The organism is Paenibacillus senegalimassiliensis (assembly GCF_001486585.1).
GTDB lineage: Bacteria > Bacillota > Bacilli > Paenibacillales > Paenibacillaceae > Fontibacillus > Fontibacillus senegalimassiliensis.
In genome coordinates, this window is sequence record NZ_LN909046.1 from 714397 (window position 1) to 734591 (window position 20195).

General features: G+C 50.6%; 20 protein-coding genes, 2 CRISPR repeat arrays and 1 riboswitch. All 20 genes read left to right on the forward strand.

Annotated features, from left to right (window positions below):
- The first annotated feature begins 63 nt into the window (after positions 1 to 63).
- The 20 genes from BN3279_RS17305 to BN3279_RS17400 all read left to right on the forward strand — a co-directional run bounded on the left by BN3279_RS17305 (position 64) and on the right by BN3279_RS17400 (position 20190).
- Positions 64 to 1254 (forward strand): D-alanyl-D-alanine carboxypeptidase family protein, encoded by a 1191-nt coding sequence (locus tag BN3279_RS17305; protein ID WP_059052412.1) that lies wholly within the window; start codon positions 64 to 66, stop codon positions 1252 to 1254.
- Positions 1255 to 1343: 89 nt separating this feature from the next.
- Complete coding sequence (gene spoIIAA, locus BN3279_RS17310) at positions 1344 to 1697, forward strand: anti-sigma F factor antagonist (protein WP_059052413.1); 354 nt, start codon at positions 1344 to 1346, stop codon at positions 1695 to 1697.
- 29 nt (positions 1698 to 1726) lie between these two features.
- The gene (spoIIAB, locus tag BN3279_RS17315; RefSeq protein WP_059054509.1) at positions 1727 to 2155 is read left to right on the forward strand and encodes an anti-sigma F factor; all 429 of its coding nucleotides are present in this window, start codon (positions 1727 to 1729) and stop codon (positions 2153 to 2155) included.
- A gap of 11 nt (positions 2156 to 2166) precedes the next feature.
- A complete protein-coding gene (gene sigF, locus BN3279_RS17320) occupies positions 2167 to 2922 on the forward strand; it encodes an RNA polymerase sporulation sigma factor SigF (RefSeq protein ID WP_059052415.1) in 756 nt (251 codons plus the stop codon).
- A gap of 129 nt (positions 2923 to 3051) precedes the next feature.
- Positions 3052 to 3759, forward strand: a complete 708-nt coding sequence (gene deoD, locus BN3279_RS17325) for a purine-nucleoside phosphorylase (RefSeq protein WP_059052417.1) — start codon at positions 3052 to 3054, stop codon at positions 3757 to 3759.
- Positions 3760 to 3937: 178 nt separating this feature from the next.
- Positions 3938 to 4585: a stage V sporulation protein AA gene (locus BN3279_RS17330; protein ID WP_059052420.1), complete on the forward strand. Its 648-nt coding sequence runs from the start codon at positions 3938 to 3940 to the stop codon at positions 4583 to 4585.
- Positions 4585 to 5007 (forward strand): stage V sporulation protein AB, encoded by a 423-nt coding sequence (locus tag BN3279_RS17335; protein WP_059052422.1) that lies wholly within the window; start codon positions 4585 to 4587, stop codon positions 5005 to 5007. The genes BN3279_RS17330 and BN3279_RS17335 overlap by 1 nt, the downstream gene beginning before the upstream one ends.
- Positions 5008 to 5038: 31 nt before the next feature.
- Positions 5039 to 6691 carry a spore germination protein gene (locus BN3279_RS17340; protein WP_059052424.1) on the forward strand — a complete coding sequence of 551 codons (1653 nt, stop codon included), beginning with the start codon at positions 5039 to 5041 and terminating at the stop codon, positions 6689 to 6691.
- Between the two features lie 111 nt (positions 6692 to 6802).
- On the forward strand, positions 6803 to 8131 hold the full coding sequence (lysA, locus tag BN3279_RS17345; protein ID WP_059052426.1) for a diaminopimelate decarboxylase: 1329 nt from the start codon (positions 6803 to 6805) through the stop codon (positions 8129 to 8131).
- 156 nt (positions 8132 to 8287) lie between these two features.
- On the forward strand, positions 8288 to 8725 hold the full coding sequence (locus BN3279_RS17350; RefSeq protein ID WP_059052428.1) for a peptidylprolyl isomerase: 438 nt from the start codon (positions 8288 to 8290) through the stop codon (positions 8723 to 8725).
- A 377-nt stretch (positions 8726 to 9102) separates the two neighbouring features.
- Positions 9103 to 10204: direct repeats of the CRISPR family, unit length 32 nt; unit sequence GTCGCATCCTACGCGGATGCGTGGATTGAAAT.
- Between the two features lie 375 nt (positions 10205 to 10579).
- Positions 10580 to 11017: direct repeats of the CRISPR family, unit length 32 nt; unit sequence GTCGCATCCTACGCGGATGCGTGGATTGAAAT.
- 247 nt (positions 11018 to 11264) lie between these two features.
- Positions 11265 to 11419, forward strand: a riboswitch (FMN riboswitch).
- Between the two features lie 274 nt (positions 11420 to 11693).
- Positions 11694 to 12803, forward strand: a complete 1110-nt coding sequence (gene ribD / locus BN3279_RS17355; RefSeq protein ID WP_059052430.1) for a bifunctional diaminohydroxyphosphoribosylaminopyrimidine deaminase/5-amino-6-(5-phosphoribosylamino)uracil reductase RibD — start codon at positions 11694 to 11696, stop codon at positions 12801 to 12803.
- Between the two features lie 15 nt (positions 12804 to 12818).
- The gene (ribE, locus tag BN3279_RS17360) at positions 12819 to 13499 is read left to right on the forward strand and encodes a riboflavin synthase (protein WP_059052432.1); all 681 of its coding nucleotides are present in this window, start codon (positions 12819 to 12821) and stop codon (positions 13497 to 13499) included.
- An 81-nt stretch (positions 13500 to 13580) separates the two neighbouring features.
- The gene (locus BN3279_RS17365) at positions 13581 to 14819 is read left to right on the forward strand and encodes a bifunctional 3,4-dihydroxy-2-butanone-4-phosphate synthase/GTP cyclohydrolase II (RefSeq protein WP_059052434.1); all 1239 of its coding nucleotides are present in this window, start codon (positions 13581 to 13583) and stop codon (positions 14817 to 14819) included.
- Between the two features lie 42 nt (positions 14820 to 14861).
- On the forward strand, positions 14862 to 15329 hold the full coding sequence (ribH, locus tag BN3279_RS17370; protein ID WP_059052437.1) for a 6,7-dimethyl-8-ribityllumazine synthase: 468 nt from the start codon (positions 14862 to 14864) through the stop codon (positions 15327 to 15329).
- Between the two features lie 139 nt (positions 15330 to 15468).
- The gene (locus BN3279_RS17375) at positions 15469 to 16284 is read left to right on the forward strand and encodes a segregation and condensation protein A (RefSeq protein ID WP_059052439.1); all 816 of its coding nucleotides are present in this window, start codon (positions 15469 to 15471) and stop codon (positions 16282 to 16284) included.
- On the forward strand, positions 16253 to 16897 hold the full coding sequence (gene scpB, locus BN3279_RS17380; RefSeq protein WP_059052441.1) for an SMC-Scp complex subunit ScpB: 645 nt from the start codon (positions 16253 to 16255) through the stop codon (positions 16895 to 16897). The genes BN3279_RS17375 and scpB overlap by 32 nt, the downstream gene beginning before the upstream one ends.
- A gap of 130 nt (positions 16898 to 17027) precedes the next feature.
- Positions 17028 to 17711, forward strand: coding sequence for a DUF2953 domain-containing protein (locus tag BN3279_RS17385; RefSeq protein WP_059054511.1), 684 nt, complete (start codon positions 17028 to 17030; stop codon positions 17709 to 17711).
- On the forward strand, positions 17684 to 18157 hold the full coding sequence (gene ytfJ, locus BN3279_RS17390) for a GerW family sporulation protein (protein WP_059052443.1): 474 nt from the start codon (positions 17684 to 17686) through the stop codon (positions 18155 to 18157). The genes BN3279_RS17385 and ytfJ overlap by 28 nt, the downstream gene beginning before the upstream one ends.
- Positions 18158 to 18287: 130 nt before the next feature.
- The gene (locus BN3279_RS17395; RefSeq protein ID WP_059052445.1) at positions 18288 to 19496 is read left to right on the forward strand and encodes a D-alanyl-D-alanine carboxypeptidase family protein; all 1209 of its coding nucleotides are present in this window, start codon (positions 18288 to 18290) and stop codon (positions 19494 to 19496) included.
- A 64-nt stretch (positions 19497 to 19560) separates the two neighbouring features.
- Positions 19561 to 20190 (forward strand): nucleoside recognition domain-containing protein, encoded by a 630-nt coding sequence (locus BN3279_RS17400; RefSeq protein WP_059052447.1) that lies wholly within the window; start codon positions 19561 to 19563, stop codon positions 20188 to 20190.
- The last annotated feature ends 5 nt before the right edge of the window (positions 20191 to 20195 follow it).

The following is a 20195-nucleotide window of genomic DNA, read 5'->3' on the forward strand; positions in this document are numbered from 1 at the left end:
TTCCACCTTTCAGCCAATACTAGGTTAGCAGAATCCAGACTTATGTCTAAAGGAGGACTAATCTTGAAAAAACGGGGATTCATCTGGTTGACCGTGTTAGTATTGGCGTTTTCAGTCTGGGCTCCCGGCGTTCATGCCGAGGAGAGCGAAGCCCGTGCGGGAGACGATCAAATTGCCCTTGCTCAAAGTGCTTTATCGGCTGTGCTGCTTGATGCGGACACGGGTACGGTCATTTATGAGAAGAAGGGCCACGAGTCCTTACCACCTGCCAGTATCACCAAGATTATGACCATGTTACTGACGATGGAAGCTATCGATAACGGAACGCTCAAGCTGACCGATAAGGTGACAGCAAGTGAATATGCCGCTTCCATGGGGGGATCACAGATCTTCCTGGAGCCAGGGGAAACGATGACGGTGGAGGAATTGCTGAAAGGGGTAGCTATGGCGTCCGGTAACGATGCCTCTGTAGCGTTGGCTGAGAAGATTGCCGGATCGGAGAAAGCCTTCGTAAGCCTCATGAACAAACGGGCCAAGGAACTTGGCATGAAGAATACGCACTTTGCCAACTGCAATGGGCTGCCCGTGGAGAACCATTATAGTTCTGCCTATGACATTGCCCTGATGAGTCGCGAGTTATTGAAGCATGAGGCAGTTACGAAATACACCGGCGCATACCAGGATTATTTACGGCAGGGCAGCGAGAAGCCGTTCTGGCTAGTGAATACGAATAAGCTTGTACGCTTCTATAGTGGAGCGGATGGTCTGAAGACAGGTTATACTTCCGAGGCCAAGTTCTGCCTGGCTGCCACAGCCAAACGGGATGGTCTGCGTCTTATTGCTGTCGTACTGGGTGAACCCAATACCAAGACGCGCAATAGTGAGGTGTCGGCTATGTTTGACTATGCCTTCTCGCAGTATTCATTGCTACCGATCTATCAAGCGGGGGAAGCGATCGGCAAGGTGAAGGTACAGAAGGGAACCAGCGCGCAGCTTGAGTTGGCATCAGCCAAGCCACTGAACGTTCTGGTCAAGAAAGGGTCGGGGCCGGACAGTATTACGCACAAGCTGGTTGCTCCTGACAAAGTGGCCGCTCCAATCAAGGCGGGGCAGGTGGTTGGCAAGCTGGTGGTATATCAAAATGGTGAGGTGCTCACTGAATTTGAGCTAACCGCCTCTGCGGATATTGACAAAGCCGGGTGGTGGACGCTCTTCAAACGGACCGCAGCTCACTTGTTTTTTGTAGATTCATAGGGCTTTTCTTCTAGTTTTGTCAGCTAGCAGGAATCGGAAGCGGGATCGTAGAATTGTTGTGTTCATGTCAGGGAGGAGAGTGAACAGGCTTGAATTTACAAGTGGAAATGGAAAGACACCGCGAGACGCTGATCGTGCGCTTGAGTGGGGAATTGGATCATCATACCGCGGACGATGTTCGCTTGCGGCTCGATGAAGAGATTGGGCGCGGCAACTGCCGCAACCTGGTTCTAAGCCTTAAATCGCTGCAGTTTATGGATAGCTCCGGTATTGGCGTCATCCTGGGCAGATACAAGCTGATCAAGCAAAAGGGTGGCAAAATGGTGGTTTGTGATGCCAACCCTCCAGTCTATCGTCTGTTTGAAATGTCCGGACTGTTCAAGATTATGCCGATCTTCGAGAATGAAGATCTGGCGCTGACAGATTTGGAGGTGGCGTTGTGAGCGCAGATAACCAACAAGCTGGTAATTTCATGTCGCTTAAGTTTGCGGCCAAGTCCGAGAATGAATCCTTTGCCCGGGTTACCGTCGCAGCCTTTGTCTCGCAATTGGACCCGACGATGGAGGAGATTACGGATTTGAAGACCGTTGTGTCCGAGGCCGTTACCAACTCCATCATTCATGGCTATGACGGTAATCCGGAGGGGGTCGTATCGATCTCCGCAGAGATCGAAGGGGATACGATCACTTTAGTTATTGAGGATCAGGGCCGTGGTATCGAGGACCTGGAGCTGGCGAAGCAGCCGTTGTATACCTCCAAGCCCGAACTGGAACGCTCGGGTATGGGCTTTACAATCATGGAGAACTTTATGGACGAGTTTGATTTGCACAGCGAAATGGGCGGTGGCACCCGTATTCGGATGAAGAAAAGGATTGTATCCAAGAAAGCTTTATACAATTAGGGGTTGGGTCTATGGATGCCGAAGTGAAGCAAACCTCGCGAGAGTTTTTGGACGATGCGGAAGTGAAACGACTGATTGCTCTAAGCCAATCGGGGGACGGTGCCGCCAGAGACCGATTGGTGAACAGCAACATACGGCTGGTCTGGTCTGTCGTACAGCGCTTTATGAACCGGGGATATGAACCCGAAGATTTGTTTCAAATCGGCTGCATCGGTCTGCTAAAGTCGGTGGATAAGTTTGATCTCAGCTATGATGTGAAGTTTTCGACCTATGCGGTGCCGATGATTATCGGGGAAATCCAGCGTTTCTTGCGTGATGACGGGACGTTGAAGGTAAGCCGTTCGCTGAAGGAAATGGCGAATAAGGTACGTAAGAAAAAGGATGAGTTATCCAAGTTGCTCGGCCGTCTGCCAACGGTCAAGGAAGTGGCGGAGGGACTCGGGGTCACTCCTGAGGATGTGGTATTTGCCCAGGAGGCCAATAAGCCGCCGGCGTCGATTCATGAGACGGTGTTCGAGAATGACGGTGATCCGATTACGCTTATGGATCAGATTGCCGACGAATCTCAGGAACGTTGGTTCGATAAGCTGGCGCTGCATGAGGCTATCGATGGCTTGACGGAACGTGAGCGCCTGATTGTCTATCTGCGGTATTACCGTGATCAGACGCAATCTGAGGTAGCCGCACGACTGGGAATTTCCCAGGTCCAGGTCTCTCGGCTGGAGAAAAAAATACTGCAGAGCATACGCGATCAAATCGCACAGTGATATGGAGTAATCTACCCCCTTTGGGCAATCGGCTATGGCCGGTCCAGAGGGGATTTTCCGTTTTGGGGTCTATCCTTTATAATAGAGGCGGGACTATACCAAATCGTGTGTAAGGGAGATTATTATTATATGAGTGTACATATTGCGGCGAAGACCGGAGAAATTGCAGAGACCATTCTGCTACCAGGGGACCCGCTACGGGCCAAGTATATTGCGGACACGTATCTAAGCGATGTGATCTGCTACAATGAAGTGCGCGGCATGCTTGGGTTCACCGGAACTTATCAAGGGAAACGCATCTCCGTGCAAGGAACAGGGATGGGTGTTCCCTCTATTTCCATCTACGTGAACGAGCTCATTCAGGAGTATGGTGTGAAGAACCTGATTCGGGTGGGTACCTGCGGTGGTATGCAAGAGCATGTACATGTGCGGGATGTTATTTTGGCTCAAGCCTCATGTACGGATTCCAGCATGAACCGCCATGTCTTCGGCGGCTTTGATTACTCCCCAATCGCCAGCTTCCCGCTGCTGAAGGCTGCTTATGAGCGTGGGGTAGAGAAGGGCTTGAAGTTGCATGTGGGCAACATCTTTACTTCCGACATGTTCTACCGCGATAATACCACCATCACTGGACTGTTGATGAAATACGGTGTGCTAGGTGTGGAAATGGAGACGACAGCGCTCTACACCTTGGCTGCCAAATATGGCGTCCAAGCCTTGACCATCTTGACCGTAAGCGACCATTTGTTAACCGGGGAAGAGACAACCTCCGAGGAGCGGCAAACGACCTTCAATCAAATGATGGAGGTTGCCCTGGATACGGCGATTACGTTATAGATACTTGTTCCCAGGTTTCACTATATTCACTAAAGGACCCCCAATACCACCTATTCTGTGGTATTGGGGGTCCTTTGATATGTGAGGGCAGCTCTTCATGTGCATGACTGGTGAACGGGAGTAAAGGCACCCCTCCTTTGGCATACTATGGGCAAAACAAAGCGGAAGGAGGGGGCATATGGAGCAGCAGGCTGTGCCTGTGCCCATTATTTATTTGCGGCTTCGCAAGCAGGTGGGACTTCCGGCGGAAGTGCCGATTCGGCTGGGGGATGTCGCAAGGGTACTGGCGGCTCCGGAGCTGGAATCTGAGCTGCTTAGGCTGGTGTTGGTTCGTCCCGAACAGCGTGATGGGAATCTGATCGTTATTGATATGCTCCAGGTCATCTCTATTCTCCGCGATCGTTATCCCGGGCAACGGATCGAATGGATCGGAGAACCTCATGTACTGGTGGAAATGATCCGCAAGGAGAAGCCGGCCTCCTTGCTGTTGTTTGTACTCGTGTGGTTACTGCTGTTCTTTGGGGCGGCGTTGACGATTATGAACTTTCATGCGGACGTCAGCATGCCAGAGGTCCAAGTGCGTATTGTCGAAATGATTACGGGTGAGCGGGATGAGCATCCTTATTTATTTCAGGCCGCCTATTCCTTGGGCATCGGCTTCGGGATGATTGTCTTCTTCAATCACTTGTTCAAGAAGAAATGGAATGAGGAACCAACCCCGCTGGAAGTGGAGATGTTCCTTTATCAGGAAAATTTGAACCAATACGTGGTGGCTGAGGAATACAAAAAAATGCAGCAAACCGAAGCTGTGGAGAAGAGACCTTGATGGCAGTCATCGCAGCGGGACTTGCTATATTTCTGGGACTGGCTGGAGGCATTGCCGTAGGTGGTGGGGTAATTGCCTTGTTCATCGTACTTGACATGATTCCAAGGCTGGCACAGGTGACACGAAGCTATAACAGGGTCCATTGGTACGAAGGTGCGATGATTAGTGGCGCCGTGCTTGGGACTGTGGCGGATTTCTGGAACTGGCGCCTGGCAGGGCCTCACATTTTGACCGGGGCTGTTGGCTTGTTCAATGGTGTATTTGTCGGTATGCTGGCGGCGGCATTGACGGAGGTGCTGAATGTCTTGCCTATTCTCGCCAAGAGGCTGCACATGAAGCGGTATTTATTCGGGTTGCTGTTAGCCATGGTATTCGGTAAGACGGCAGGATCGCTATTCGAATGGTTTTGGTACAGGCCATAAATATGGAAGTGATGGAGGTTGAGGAAGAAGCATGATGGAACATGACACCCATGATAGCTCTCAGGATGAGCTGGAGCAGATGCAAGATATCCCAAACTTTGATCCGGGAGAAGAGCCGACTACACAGGAGAAGGACGACTCCTCGGCCAAAGATCCAGCCCAGCTCAAGCGTGAGCAGGAAATGTCTGATTCCGTAGAGGAATCGGTAAGGTATTGGCAGAAGAGCGATAATATCAGCCGCAGTCTGTCGACGACAAGACATACACTTGAAGAAGTGGTTGGCCTGGGGGATAGCTTTGATATTGTCTTTCGTGAAATGACCTTTGGCGGCAAAAAGACCGGATTGTTCTTCGTTAACGGCTTCGCTCAAGCAGATGTGATGGTGGAGATCATCAAGCGTTTGACTTATTTGACGCCCGAGGATTTGTCAACAGGGGCGCTTCGCTCGTTCCTGGAGATGTATATTCCCCACATTCAGGTGGACAAGACGGAGAAGCTAAGCGATGCGATTAATAAAGCCCTGACAGGGAATAGCGTATTGTTCCTGGAGGGAGAGCAGACGGCCTTGGTCATGGATACCCGGCAATATCCGGTCCGCAGCCCGGAGGAGCCGTCACTGGAGCGGGTGGTTCGTGGTTCACGCGATGGCTTCACCGAGACCTTGGTGACGAATATTACCTTGGTTCGTCGCCGCCTGCGGGACCCTGGCCTCAAATTCGAGATGATGGGTGTGGGGCGCCGGACTCGAACGGATGTGTGTATCGCTTTTATCGATGACATTGTGGATAAGACTTTGGTGGATTCCATCCGTGAGAAGATTATGGCGGTCAACATTGACGGCATTCCACTGGCGGACAAGCAATTGGAAGAAGCGATCATCCATCGAGGTTGGAATCCATACCCCTTGGTTCGCTACTCCGAGCGGCCTGATGTGGTTGCCTCTCATTTGCTGGAGGGGCGCGCGGTGGTATTTGTGGATACTTCGCCCAGTGTTATGATTTTACCGACGACCTTCTTTGATCTATGCCAACATGCCGAGGAGAATCGGCAAACCCCGTTCATGGGAACTTACCTGCGTTGGGTGCGGTTCTTTGGCGTGTTCGCTTCCCTTTTCTTGCTACCGTTATGGTTGTTGATTGTTGTTCATCCCGAATTTAAACCCGCTTCATTAGCCTTTATTGGTCCGGAAAAGCAGGCGGAAATCCCGCTGATCGCCCAGTTCCTGCTAGTGGAGTTCGGTGTTGACCTGATGCGGATGGCTGCGGTGCATACTCCTACCCCGTTAGCCTCTGCCATGGGCTTGATAGCCGCTATCCTAATAGGGGATATTGCGGTGCAAACGGGACTATTCGTCAACGAGGTGGTGCTCTATATGGCTGTAGCGGCCATCGGGATGTTCGCAACACCCAGCTATGAGCTCGGGCTGGCTAATCGCGTCGTTCGACTGGGATTGCTGCTGGTTGTGGCGATATTCGGAGGCCCTGGCTTCGTCATTGGAACGACAGCCTTTATCGTGCTGCTAACGTTGCGACGCTCCAATAACTCGTCTTATTTGTGGCCATTTATACCTTTTAATGCAAAGGCGATGGCCGCTGTCCTGCTGCGTGTTCCAGTGATGACTTCGAAGCAAAGACCGTCGTATAACAAGCCAAGGGATGATACAAGAATGCCGGGCAAAAAGTAGGGTCCTGCGGCATGTCTTACAAATAACACAAATGTTATTCCGAAAAATCCATTTCTCACATCCGCCGTTATTTGCTATACTGGTGTAAAATTTAAAAGTGGAGGACTTAGGATGTATTTACACGGTACCAGCAAGATTAATGCAAACGGCCATCTCGAGATTGGCGGCTGCGATGCGGTAGAATTGAAACAAACCTATGGCACGCCGCTTTATGTCGTAGATGAAGCCCTTGTTCGGCAAAGATGCCGTGAATATATGAATGCTTTCCGTGCATCGGGCCTGACCTTTCAGGTAGCCTATGCGAGCAAGGCATTTTGTGTCATGGCAATGTGCCGGCTGGCCGAGGAGGAGGGCTTGTCCTTGGACGTCGTCTCCGAGGGTGAACTGTTTACGGCTCTTCAAGCGGGTTTTCCCGCACAGCGAATCCACTTTCATGGCAATAACAAGACGCCTCAAGAACTGGAAATGGCGATTTCTGCCGGAATCGGCTGCTTCGTAGCAGATAACTTCGTTGAACTGCACATGTTGCAGGCGATCGCTGCCGAGAAGGGCATTACAGTGAATGTATTACTGCGCGTAACCCCAGGGGTGGAAGCCCATACACACGAATATATGTCGACGGGTCAAACGGATTCCAAGTTCGGCTTCGACATCGGAAATGGCTCGGCCTTTGAAGCGGTTGATCTGGCTAACCGGAGCACGAATTTGCAGCTTCTGGGCGTGCATTCCCATATTGGCTCGCAAATCTTTGAGGTCGGTGGCTTTGAACTGGCTGTTGAGCGGGTAGCGGCTTTTGCCATGCAGGTCAAGGAGCAATTGGACGTAGTCTTCAAAGTCGTGAATTTGGGCGGCGGGTTCGGTATTCGCTATACTGAGGGAGACACTCCGCTCTTGGTATCCGATTATGTTGGAGCTATTACGGATGCGGTGAAGCAGCATTTTGCCTCTTATCCGCAATTGCCGGAGATTTGGGTAGAGCCGGGCCGGAGCATTGTGGGTGATGCCGGAACGACGCTCTATACGGTAGGAACGAGCAAGGAAATCCCTGGCGTGCGCAAATATGTGGCCGTAGATGGCGGGATGACGGACAACCCTCGTCCAGCCTTGTACAGCTCCAAATATGAAGCGATGCTGGCCAACCGGGCCAATGAGGCGAACGAAGAGACGGTCTCCATTGCTGGCAAATGCTGCGAGAGCGGCGACATGCTTATCTGGGATGTTGATTTGCCGAAGACGAACAGCGGGGATTTGCTTGCTGTTGCATGCACCGGAGCTTATAACTATGCTATGGCAAGCAACTATAACCGGATTCGTCGTCCGGCCGTGGTCTTCGTACAAGAGGGACATAGCGATCTGGTAGTGAAGCGGGAGACGCTGGAAGACTTGATTTCATGCGATGTGATTCCAGAGCGGATTGCCAAGGAACCATCTCTTAAATAAGCTAGTCCACTAATATATCAAGTACCGGCAAGGCTGAGAGAAAATTTCCGCTGCGGCGTAGGTTTTTTTCGGCCTTGTTTTTTGCTTGCAACCCGATTTTTTAGTACACTGTAAGAGGTTTGTCAAAGTGACGTTAATAAGAAAGGTGTGTACGATATGAAAAAAGGCAAGATTGTATTGGAAACAGGCGGCGAGGTAGAAATTCAATTTCTGCCTGAAGAAGCGCCAGGAACGGTTGCCAACTTCGAGAAGCTGGCAAATTCGGGATTCTATAACGGACTTTCCTTCCACCGCGTTATTCCAGGCTTTGTAGCCCAAGGTGGTTGCCCTAATGGTACAGGCACAGGTGGACCAGGGTACACCATCAAGTGTGAAACAGCTTCCAATGTAACGAAGCATGGACGTGGCGTACTGTCGATGGCTCATGCTGGCAAGGATACAGGCGGAAGCCAGTTCTTCATCGTGTATGAACCACAGCCACATCTGGACGGTGTTCATACCGTGTTCGGACAAGTGACCTCCGGGATGGAACTGGTAGACAAGGTTCGTCCTGGCGACAAAATGAAGGAAGTTACAGTTTGGGACGAAGCTTAAGGTGTTGTATGTAGCTTCAGCAAGAAATCAATCTTTCCAATGATACCGCCCGTCTGGGCGGTATTTCTTATGTCTGGATATGGCATTATCACAGCATAACGATAGTAAGAGAGCGTGTAATTTTGTGGATGACTGTGGTAGACTCTTTTTAACAGGATTTCAAGTTATTCAGAGATGCAAAACAGGTGGAAAAAGTTAGTTTATGGCTGGTGCGAATGTGAAGCGAACATGATTTCCCTGGGGGATTCGCACCAAAATAATTTACTTTCATTTGTTTTTATGTAATAATTATACAATTATTTGAGCGTTTTTGATTGTATAAGGGCTGAAATTAGCTAATTAAGCAGAAAAATACCCTTATTATGTTAAAAATCGGAGTCGCATCCTACGCGGATGCGTGGATTGAAATAATGACCCACTTATGAGCCAGATCCACACGCTTGTCGCATCCTACGCGGATGCGTGGATTGAAATCTCTCCGTTGACCTCTATCGACACAAAGGCTCGGGTCGCATCCTACGCGGATGCGTGGATTGAAATTTCATTGCGCATCGTGTTAAGGGATTGTTCGAATGTCGCATCCTACGCGGATGCGTGGATTGAAATTAGTCCTTTGAACAAAGCGACTGTACCAGCAATGGTCGCATCCTACGCGGATGCGTGGATTGAAATCTACTGCCACTCCCGGCACCATCCGTCCCGGATAACGTCGCATCCTACGCGGATGCGTGGATTGAAATTTGATTCGCTTGGTTTTTATCTATTGAAATAGGAGTCGCATCCTACGCGGATGCGTGGATTGAAATGCTGAACTGCCTAGAGGGCTGCATGGCTATCATAGTCGCATCCTACGCGGATGCGTGGATTGAAATTTCGTGTTTTTCAGGTGTTCATTGACAAACCACATGTCGCATCCTACGCGGATGCGTGGATTGAAATATCGTCAAGGAAATTGTTTTGACATCTCCTTGATGTCGCATCCTACGCGGATGCGTGGATTGAAATCCCACTTGTACTAGCCATATTTTTTGGACTTTTTGACGTCGCATCCTACGCGGATGCGTGGATTGAAATTTTTCTTGAGCCAATACTTGATACATTTGTTTGTGTCGCATCCTACGCGGATGCGTGGATTGAAATATGCTCCAACTCCAATCCCCGTCTAATGCGGTCATAGTCGCATCCTACGCGGATGCGTGGATTGAAATATCGGGGTGATGTCACCGAAGTTTTGTTGTAATTCGGGTCGCATCCTACGCGGATGCGTGGATTGAAATTGATAATTCGGAGTCAACAACCAATACCGACAGTGTCGCATCCTACGCGGATGCGTGGATTGAAATAATTTCCTCCGGCGTTAGCATGTCCAGCACCATAACGTCGCATCCTACGCGGATGCGTGGATTGAAATTGAAGGGCGTCGTCCCCATCGACAGCGAAGCGGCCGTCGCATCCTACGCGGATGCGTGGATTGAAATACCGCATCTTTACCCAAGGCCAGCTCCAGCACTTCGTCGCATCCTACATGGGATGCGTGGATTGAAATAGGAAGGTGGCACAAATGAAATGGACATGAGTAGTCGCATCCTACATGGGATGCGTGGATTGAAATCCCCAAATACAAAACTACATCAGCGCTCATTTCATCGTCGCATCCTACATGGGATGCGTGGATTGAAATAAACTAAATTTGTATGGGGAACAGCTCGCCCTACCTGTCGCATCCTACATGGGATGCGTGGATTGAAATCATCGTGTAGAACGGCTCATCTGGAGCCGAAACCTGTCGCATCCTACATGGGATGCGTGGATTGAAATAGCAGTAGCTGCTTTCATGCGGTCGCGCTCGATCTGGTCGCATCCTACGCGGATGCGTGGATTGAAATATCCCGCAATCTGCCCAGTCTAGTGGAAGCGTTCGTCGCATCTTACGCGGATGCGTGGATTGAAATGGATGGTAAAGGGTACCGGCATCCCCCCGGCGACCAGTCGCATCCTACGCGGATGCGTGGATTGAAATATTAACAATCCGAAACCACCGCAAGAATTGCTAAGAGTCGCATCCTACGCGGATGCGTGGATTGAAATTATCAGGGGGGACGGCGGATGAGCTTGGATGTGGTTAGTCGCATCCTACGCGGATGCGTGGATTGAAATCATGTCGCCATCCTTGAGCTTATCGCCCATGGTGCGGTCGCATCCTACGCGGATGCGGGGATTGAAATTTTGAGAGGACTTGAGGAAAAGAGTGGGGTTAGTTGTCGCATCCTACGCGGATGCGTGGATTGAAATTGGCAGTGGGTTGCTGATTCCTCCGGGGCCTTGGTCGCATCCTACGCGGGATGCGTGGATTGAAATCGCAAAAGCGCGGTGAATCGTTGGGCGTTCTCCAGCGTCGCATCCTACACGGATGCGTTGATACAAAATGAATATTATTACCCGTTAGACACCTTCTCAGGCATGCAAGATTGTCTAGTGCCTCTTGCATTTTCTGTATCGGGATGGTAACATTACCCCGAAAGCAACTAACAAAATATTTGTAATCCTTCGGGGCGGGGTGCGATTCCCCACCGACGGTGATGGCTCTTTTGAGAGCACAAGTCCGTGACCCGTATGATGCTTGAACCAAGCATGTGCGGCTGAGCCGGTGAGATTCCGGGACCGACAGTATAGTCTGGATGGGAGAAGGAAAACGCAAGAGATACATGGGGCTATACTGCCAGATGTATCAGGAACTAAGGGCTTTACTTGACAAAGTTCTACTTTTCACAAAGTGAGAGGTGGGCTAGTGGAGTAGTAGCTTGCTTCGTTGAATTTGTCGACGGGTCTCGTTAAGAGACAGGATTAGACAGGACAACAGCAACGCTCTTTGACTTGCGTAGGATCACTCTCATACCAACCCTGCCGGATTACGGCAGGGTTGTTTTTGCTTGTTAGGGTTGGTAAGGAGAAAGAGGAGTGGGAACGGATGAAGGTCATTGATGACGAGTATTACATGGGCTTGGCGCTGGATATGGCTGAGCGGGCTTTGGGACAGACCGGAACGAATCCGGTCGTCGGCTCCGTGGTCGTCCAGAGTGGTGCCTTGGTCGGTCTGGGAACCCACTTGCAGCGGGGAACTCCCCATGCTGAGGTACATGCTCTGAACATGGCTGGTGCACTGGCAGAGGGAAGTACGGTCTACGTGACCCTGGAACCATGCAGTCATCAAGGACTTACACCGCCTTGTGCAGAACGCTTGATACGGGAGAAGGTGCGTCGGGTGGTTGTTGCTTGCGAAGACCCCAATCCGTTGGTTGCGGGTAAAGGGATCGATCTGCTGCGTAACCATGGCATCGAAGTTGAGGTAGGTGTGCTTCGGGAGCGGGCAGTTCGGCTGAATCGCAGGTTTATCAAGCACATTACGACGGGACTTCCGTACGTCACGATCAAAACAGCCAGCACCCTGGATGGAAAGATTGCCTCCAGGACAGGGGATAGCAAATGGATCTCGGGTGAGCGTTCCCGGGAGATCGTACACACCATGCGCCACCGCCACCAGGCAATTATGGTTGGTGCATCTACCCTGATTGCCGATGATCCGCAGCTTACCACGCGCTTATCTGTCCCGGGATTGTCTCCAATCCGGATCATAGCGGATTCCCGACTCCGGATTCCAGAGACAGCAGCCGTGTTAAACGATGGCAAAGCGCCTACCTGGATAATCACGACCAGCCAGGCAGAGCAGGACAAGGTAGCTCGTCTGGTGGAACGAGGGATAGAAGTCATTTTGTGCGGGGACGGCCCTCAAGTGGACCTGAGGCTTGCATTCACCCTGCTAGGTCAGCGAGGGATTTCCTCGGTGCTGGTGGAAGGTGGCGGCCAGTTAAACGGCTCGTTGGTCGAAGAGCAATTAGTCGATGAGATTGTACTGTTCTTCGCGCCCAAGCTGGTTGGCGGCCGTGAAGCAGCTGGAAGCTTCACCTTTGATGGCTTCGACCTGATGCAGGATGCTGTGTCCCTACGGGACATCGAAGTAGAGCAAATCGGGGATAATGTCTGTATACGTGGCATTCCGGTTTGGACGACCAAGAAGTAAGGGAGGGAATGCTTGATGTTTACGGGACTCGTAGAAGAGGTCGGAACGATGAAATCAATTAACCGCCAGGGTGAAGCGATGTTGCTGGGCATTTCCGCAACCGTGATTACGGAAGGGATGAAGCTGGGCGATAGCATATCTGTTAATGGCGTATGCTTGACGGCTACCTCCTTTGACACAACTTCTTTCACTGTAGATGTGATGCCGCAAACTTACCGTAATACGAATCTAAAGGATTTGAAGCCGGGAAGTCGGGTCAATCTGGAGCGGGCCATGGCAGCGGGGGGCCGTTTCGGCGGTCATATCGTCCAGGGGCATGCTGACGGAACGGGAACGATTCGTAGCATTACCCGAGACCAGAATGCAGTGGTGTATGAGATCAAGCCTAGTAAGTCTTCCTTGTTCAAATACATCATTCCCAAGGGCTCCATTACGGTGGATGGCATAAGTCTGACCGTGGTGGAGGCAACAGGCGGGAGTTTTACTATCTCCATTATCCCGCATACGCTAGCTCAAACGGTGTTAGCCTTCAAAAAGGCCGGGGACACGGTGAACCTGGAATGCGACATTCTGGGTAAATACGTGGAACATATGCTGCGATTTGGCCAAGTGTCGGAGAGCGAAGCGGAGCAGGACGGAGAGAAGAAGACCGAAGGCATTGACTTGTCGTTCCTGGCAGCCAATGGCTTCATGTAAAGATTTAACCCAGGTGTGGTGAGCGGTAGCCTTAGGCGACTAGTGTTCATCTCACTTATGAAAATATAGGAGGGGACCGCCATGAGCGATATTAAATTGGACCGCGTTGAAGAAGCCATTTATGATCTGATGCGGGGGAAGGTTATCATCGTTGTGGACGATGAGGATCGGGAGAATGAAGGAGATTTTATTGCGTTAGCTGAAAAGGCGACGCCTGAGGTTATTAATTTCATGATTACACAAGGGCGGGGTCTGGTATGCCTTCCGATTACGTCCGAACGGGCAGAGGAACTGGACTTGCAGCCGATGGTGGCTCAGAACACGGACAATCATGGCACGGCCTTTACCGTATCTATTGACCATAAGGATACAACCACGGGAATATCGGCATATGAGCGTTCTTTGACGGTGCAAGCCATCATGGACCCTAAGGCCAAGCCGTCGGATTTCCGGCGTCCGGGTCATATGTTCCCGTTGATTGCCAAGAAGGGTGGCGTGCTGCGGCGTGCTGGCCATACCGAAGCGGCTGTAGATTTGGCCCGCATGTGTGGAGCTTACCCTGCCGGAGTTATTTGCGAAGTGGTCAAGGAAGACGGAACCATGGCCCGATTGCCGGATTTGGTCGAGCTTGCCAAGACATTTGACCTGAAGCTGATCAGTGTCAAGGATATGATTCACTATCGGAACGAGAAGGAGAAGCTGGTGAACCGCGAGGTTGAGGTTCGGATGCCAACCGATTACGGCGAATTCCGTGCAGTAGCCTATACGAATGATGTGGATACGAAGGAGCATCTGGCCTTGGTGAAAGGCGACATTAGCGGTGACGAGCCGGTTCTGGTACGGGTGCATTCGGAATGCCTGACCGGGGATGTATTCCACTCCCACCGTTGCGACTGTGGTCCTCAATTTGAAGCTGCCTTGCGTCAAATTGAAGAGGCAGGCAGAGGAATACTGCTGTATATGCGGCAAGAGGGTCGAGGCATCGGGCTGATCAACAAGCTCCGAGCTTACAAGCTGCAGGAGCAGGGATTAGACACGGTGGATGCCAACCTCAAGCTCGGCTTCCCGGCGGATTTGCGTGAATATGGCATCGGGGCGCAGATATTAAAGGATTTGGGTGTTCGCCAGATTCGTTTGATGACCAATAACCCACGCAAAATCAAAGGCTTGGAGGGCTACGGCCTGGAAGTTGTTGAACGCGTGCCGATTCAAATGCAGGAAAACGAAGACAATACCAAGTACCTGCATACAAAGCAAGCCAAGATGGGCCATTTGCTTCAATTCGATGATTTGGAGCAAGACGAGTCCTCCCAAATTTAGTAGCTTAATTATAATTTTATATACAGAAAGGTATGATGAGAGATGGCAAACGTATTTGAGGGACATTTAGTATCCGAAGGATTAAATTATGCAATTGTTGTAGGGAGATTCAACGAATTTATTACCAGTAAATTACTGTCCGGTGCTCTGGATGCTTTGAAGCGTCATGGGGCGAAGGAAGAGGAGATTAATGTAGCTTGGGTTCCGGGAGCCTTTGAAATTCCGTTCGCAGCACAAAAATTGGCCGAGAGTGGCAAATACGATGCGGTCATTACCCTAGGAACAGTCATTCGTGGTTCAACAACTCATTATGATTATGTCTGCAACGAGGTTGCCAAGGGTGTGGCTGCCGTAGGCTTGAAGACTGGCGTGCCTACCATCTTTGGCGTAGTGACTACCGAGAACATTGAGCAGGCGATTGAACGTGCCGGCACCAAAGCCGGTAACAAAGGCTGGGACGCAGCGATGGCGGCTATTGAAATGGCCAACTTGACGAATCAACTGAAATAATGCTTACTTGAATGTAGTGTCCGATTTCAGGGCACTACATTTTTTTTGCGTAAATGATCCCCCTGGGTGAAGGTGTAAACAATCGCATCTTTTGCAACTACGTTTTTTAAGGTAAAATTAGTTACATATATGTTTGGTTATGGGTGGAGGATGTTCATTGACGACAGTAACGTACAAGCTGGAAACCTTCGAGGGTCCACTTGATTTATTATTGCATCTCATTGATAAAGCGGAGATTAATATCAATGAAATCTCCATCAGTGAGATCACGGACCAGTATCTCGAATATTTGCATGACATGCAGGAGCTTGAGCTGGAGGTGACCAGTGAATTTCTGGTCATGGCAGCAACGCTGCTGTCCATCAAGAGCAAACAATTGCTGCCCAAGCCACCTGTCATTGAACTCGACAATGAATTCGATTATTTGCTGGAGGATGAGGAGGACCCGAGGGACGAACTCATTCGTAAGCTGATTGAATATCGCAAATATAAAGGCATCGCCGAGCATCTTCATGAACGTGAATGGGAACGCAGCTTAATCTTCTCCAAGGAGCCTGATGATTTAACGCCATTTATGCCGGAGGTACAGGAGAATCCGGTGAAGGGGCTGCATGCGGGCGATTTGATCGCTGTATTTCAGAAAGCATTGCGTAGGGCATCCAAGCGCAACACGGTAGCACGTATACACCGAGACGAGATTTCGGTCAAGGACCGGATTAAAGATGTTGTCTCAGCACTGGAGCAATCAGGCAAGGGTGGCAGACTGTTGTTCTCCAAGCTGCTGCATCCGCAGATGTATCGGCATGAGATCGTGGTTACTTTTTTAGCCGTGCTGGAGTTAATGAAGATGAAACAGATTGTTTGCTTCCAGAACAAGCTGTTTGACGATATTGTCATGGAGTGGAGAGGGGAAGGAAAGACTGATGAATTTCAAGGAATTGAAATCGATTATTGAGGGGCTGTTGTTTCTGGCCGGAGAGGAGGGCCTAAGTCTTAAGCAACTGGCTGAAGTCACGGAGCAACGTCAGGATGTGATCACGGATGCACTGCTGGATATGAAGAATTCCTTCAAACGGACCGGTCGGGGATTGCAAATTGTTCAGATTGCTGGTCACTACCAGCTAGCAACGTTACCGGATCATGCGCCATATTTTGAACGGCTGGCTTACTCACCATCCAGATCCTCCTTATCTCAAGCGGCATTAGAGACCTTGTCCATCGTGGCTTATCGCCAGCCGATTACCCGGGTAGAGATTGAAGAAATTCGCGGGGTCAAATCGGAACGCGCCATTCATTCTCTGGTTAATAAGGATTTGATTGAGGAGGTTGGTCGGGCTGAAGCGATTGGTCGGCCCATTTTGTACGGAACCACGAAGGCTTTTCTGGATTATTTCGGCCTAGCGGGGCTTAAGGACTTGCCTGATCTGGCTGACTATGAGAGTACCGACCAGCTTGAAGAAGAGACTCAATTGCTCTTCCAGAAGCTGGAGGAACAGCAGCTAACGTTCGACGATGTTGATGAGGAGACGCAGCCGCTGCCAGAGGAATTGGAGAAAATTGAAAATTAAATTCGCTAAGCTGTCTCACTTCTTCCTGACCGTTCGGTCAGCAGGATGAGGCAGTTTTTTGCATTTTTTCCTATTGGGCAAGCCATACTATACGGGAGCATTTTATTTGATAGGTATGGAGGGCTTTCCCGTGTGGATTTGGCTCGGAGGCATCCTGATCCTGCTGCTGATTCTGGCTGCTTTGATTTTGCTGTCTACCATTACGATTCATTTGACGATGAGGAAGCAGAACAAGGATGACCTGATTCTGTTCGATATTTACTTGTTGTACGGACTTGTCCATATCCATTATCAGGTTCCCTCCATTCGACTCAAAAATTGGAAGGAAGGCCTGCAAATCGAGCGGGACCGTCCGGAGAATATTTTGCAGCAAAATTCTTCGAGCACCAAACCGAAGGTGAATCGGGAGAAAGTGGAAAAATGGATGGATGAGGTTCAGCGGGTGCTTGAGGCGACCAAAGGCTTTCGCGTTTGGATCAAGACTACGCTCAGGCATATTACCTTCCATAAGCTGGAATGGTCTACCAATATTGGCTTGCAGGACGCAGCCCATACCGCTACCTTGACCGGGGCCTTGTGGGGCGTCAAGGCCACTCTGATTGGTTGGCTAACCTGCTATATTTCATTAAAGCAACGTCCCAAGCTATTTGTTGTTCCCGTGTTTGACCGTGCGCCGTTATTTTCCACGGAAGTCCGTTGCATAGCGCAAATTCGCTGCGGTTATGCTATATATGCTGGACTATTGCTTGGAGTTCGCGTGTTAAAAGTGAAGGGAGGAGTGAAGAAATGGCTGACCATCCTATTCAAGGGCTAATGCAAACGGCTATGGAGAACATCAAGGATATGGTTGACGTCAACACCATTGTTGGCGAGCCGGTGGAAACGCCGGACGGTAGTGTTATTCTGCCAATCAGCCGTGTTGGCTTCGGATTTGCTGCCGGTGGTAGCGATTTTAACATTGATGACGGACATGAAAAGCGTACCTCTGGCTCGTCTACAGAGGAACACCGTGCATCCAGACCTTTTGGTGGTGGTAGCGGCGGCGGGGTCTCAATTAATCCGATTGCGTTCCTTGTTGTCGGCAAGCCGGGAGTACACATCGTACCTCTGGATAATCAGACCCATCTCGTAGAGAAAATTATCGATGCGGTTCCTGGGGTAATCGACAGAATTCAATCCATGTTCCCGGGCGAACATCATGTGCATGTAGCCTCGTCCGTAGATCATGAGCCGGGCGAGCCGTCAGGGCCGATCATTTAACAGATCTGCTATTCAGGTATATGTACCGATCCCTTCCGGTTGACCGGGAGGGGTCTTTTTTTGAGTGGGACATACTCCCTTTTGCCACCGCATATAAGTTATATAAGTACTCTACCGGAGGAATTTACTTATGACCTATAATAGACAACCATCTGGCATTCTGCGTGCATTGTGCCGCGCAACCGTCGGCCTATTGATCTTGTCGTTGCTTTTGCTGCCCCAAGCCGCACAAATTGCACAAGCTGCGCCTGTTCCGCCATCTATCCATGCTCAAGCTGCGGCCGTCATCGATGTGACCTCGGAGCGCTTGATCTTTCATGTGAAGGGGGACGAGCAGTTGCCTATCGCCAGTCTGACGAAGATTATGACTGCCATTGTAGCTATTGAGCATGGCAAGCTATCTGACATAGTCAAGGTAGGCAAAAACGCCTATGCCAAAGAAGGCTCCTCCATCTATTTGCATTTAGGAGAAGAGATGAGCCTGGAAAATATGCTGTATGGCTTAATGCTTCGTTCAGGCAATGATGCGGCTTCCGCGATTGCTGAGCATGTTGGCGGTTCGGAGGAAGGCTTTGTCCATCTAATGAATGAGAAAGCCAGGATGTTGGGACTTGCCAATACGCAGTTTCAAAACCCGCATGGACTAGATGCCAAGGGCCACTACTCGTCGGCCAACGATCTGGCCAAGCTGACCGCTTACGCTCTGAAAAATCCACATTTCAAGGAAATCGTCCGCACCCCGGACAAGACGGCACCCAATCCTAACGACCCCTGGGACTATAAATGGCTTAACAAAAATAAAATGCTGCGTTTTTATGAAGGGGCCGATGGGGTCAAGACAGGCTACACGAAGATTGCCAAGCGTTGCCTCGTGAGTTCCGCTTCCCGAGGTGGACAGCAGCTTGTTGTGGTCACACTGAACGATGGAGATGATTGGAATGATCATCGCAAGCTGCTGGATTTTGGCTTTGCCAACTATCCGCTAGCCACAATTATTAAGGAAGGGCAGCAGATACAGGGTGGATTGGTGACGGGCGCTGCCTTTCAATATGCGTTAGCTCCAGAGGAAGTTGGTCATGTGGAGAAGAGACTGAAGCTGAAGGAAAGCCGAACGGCCTCATTTGGCTATCGCGGGGAAATCGCTATCACCTTAAATGAACAGCTTATCGGCTCGGTGCCCCTTTATGAGCAGAAGAACTACCAGCCCGGTGCGGATAGGCGAGGAGAACAAGGCGGGAGCGCCCTAGTTACAATGGGAGGGGGCCATGGTGCTCTGGGAAGCGGCATTTGGCCAAGCTCGTTACAGAAAGTGCTACGATCCCTGCTGCTTGGTGCATAGGAGAGAGAAGATCATGGGTACGTGAGCGATTGGTCAAGGCTAGGGTAAGGAGGGGGGAGCAGAGATGGTCAATAAAATATGGCTCGCACTGATATTAATCGGATTCGCGTTTGCCGCAATCAATGGGGATATCAGTACGGTCACCCAAGCAGCCTTTGAGGGCGCTGCAACGGGGGTAACGGTATGCTTCGGCTTGATCAGCGTGCTGGTGTTCTGGCTTGGGATTATGCGGCTCGCGGAGGAGTCGGGTCTGGTTCAGACCATCTCCCGCTGGCTTGGCCCTGTCGTTGCTTATCTGTTCCCCGATGTGCCCAAGGATCATCCAGCCATGGGGTATATCCTGTCGAACATGAGCGCCAACCTGTTAGGCCTGGGTAACGCTGCGACGCCTATGGGAATTCGGGCCATGCAAGAGCTGCAAGAGCTCAATCCTGACAAGACAACGGCTTCTCCGGCGATGTGTACGCTTCTGGCCTTGAATACGGCGAGCATTACGCTTATCCCGACTACATTAATTGCCATTCGCATCAACTTCGGGTCAGCCAATCCGGCTGAAATTGTAGGCTCCACATTGCTTGCGACGGCTATCGCCACCGCAGCAGCCATCATGGCGGACCGATGGTATCGTGGACGGAGTAGCTACCGCACGCCACCACAGCGAACGACACCGCCAACTTTTTCGCTAAAGAGGTGAGGGGA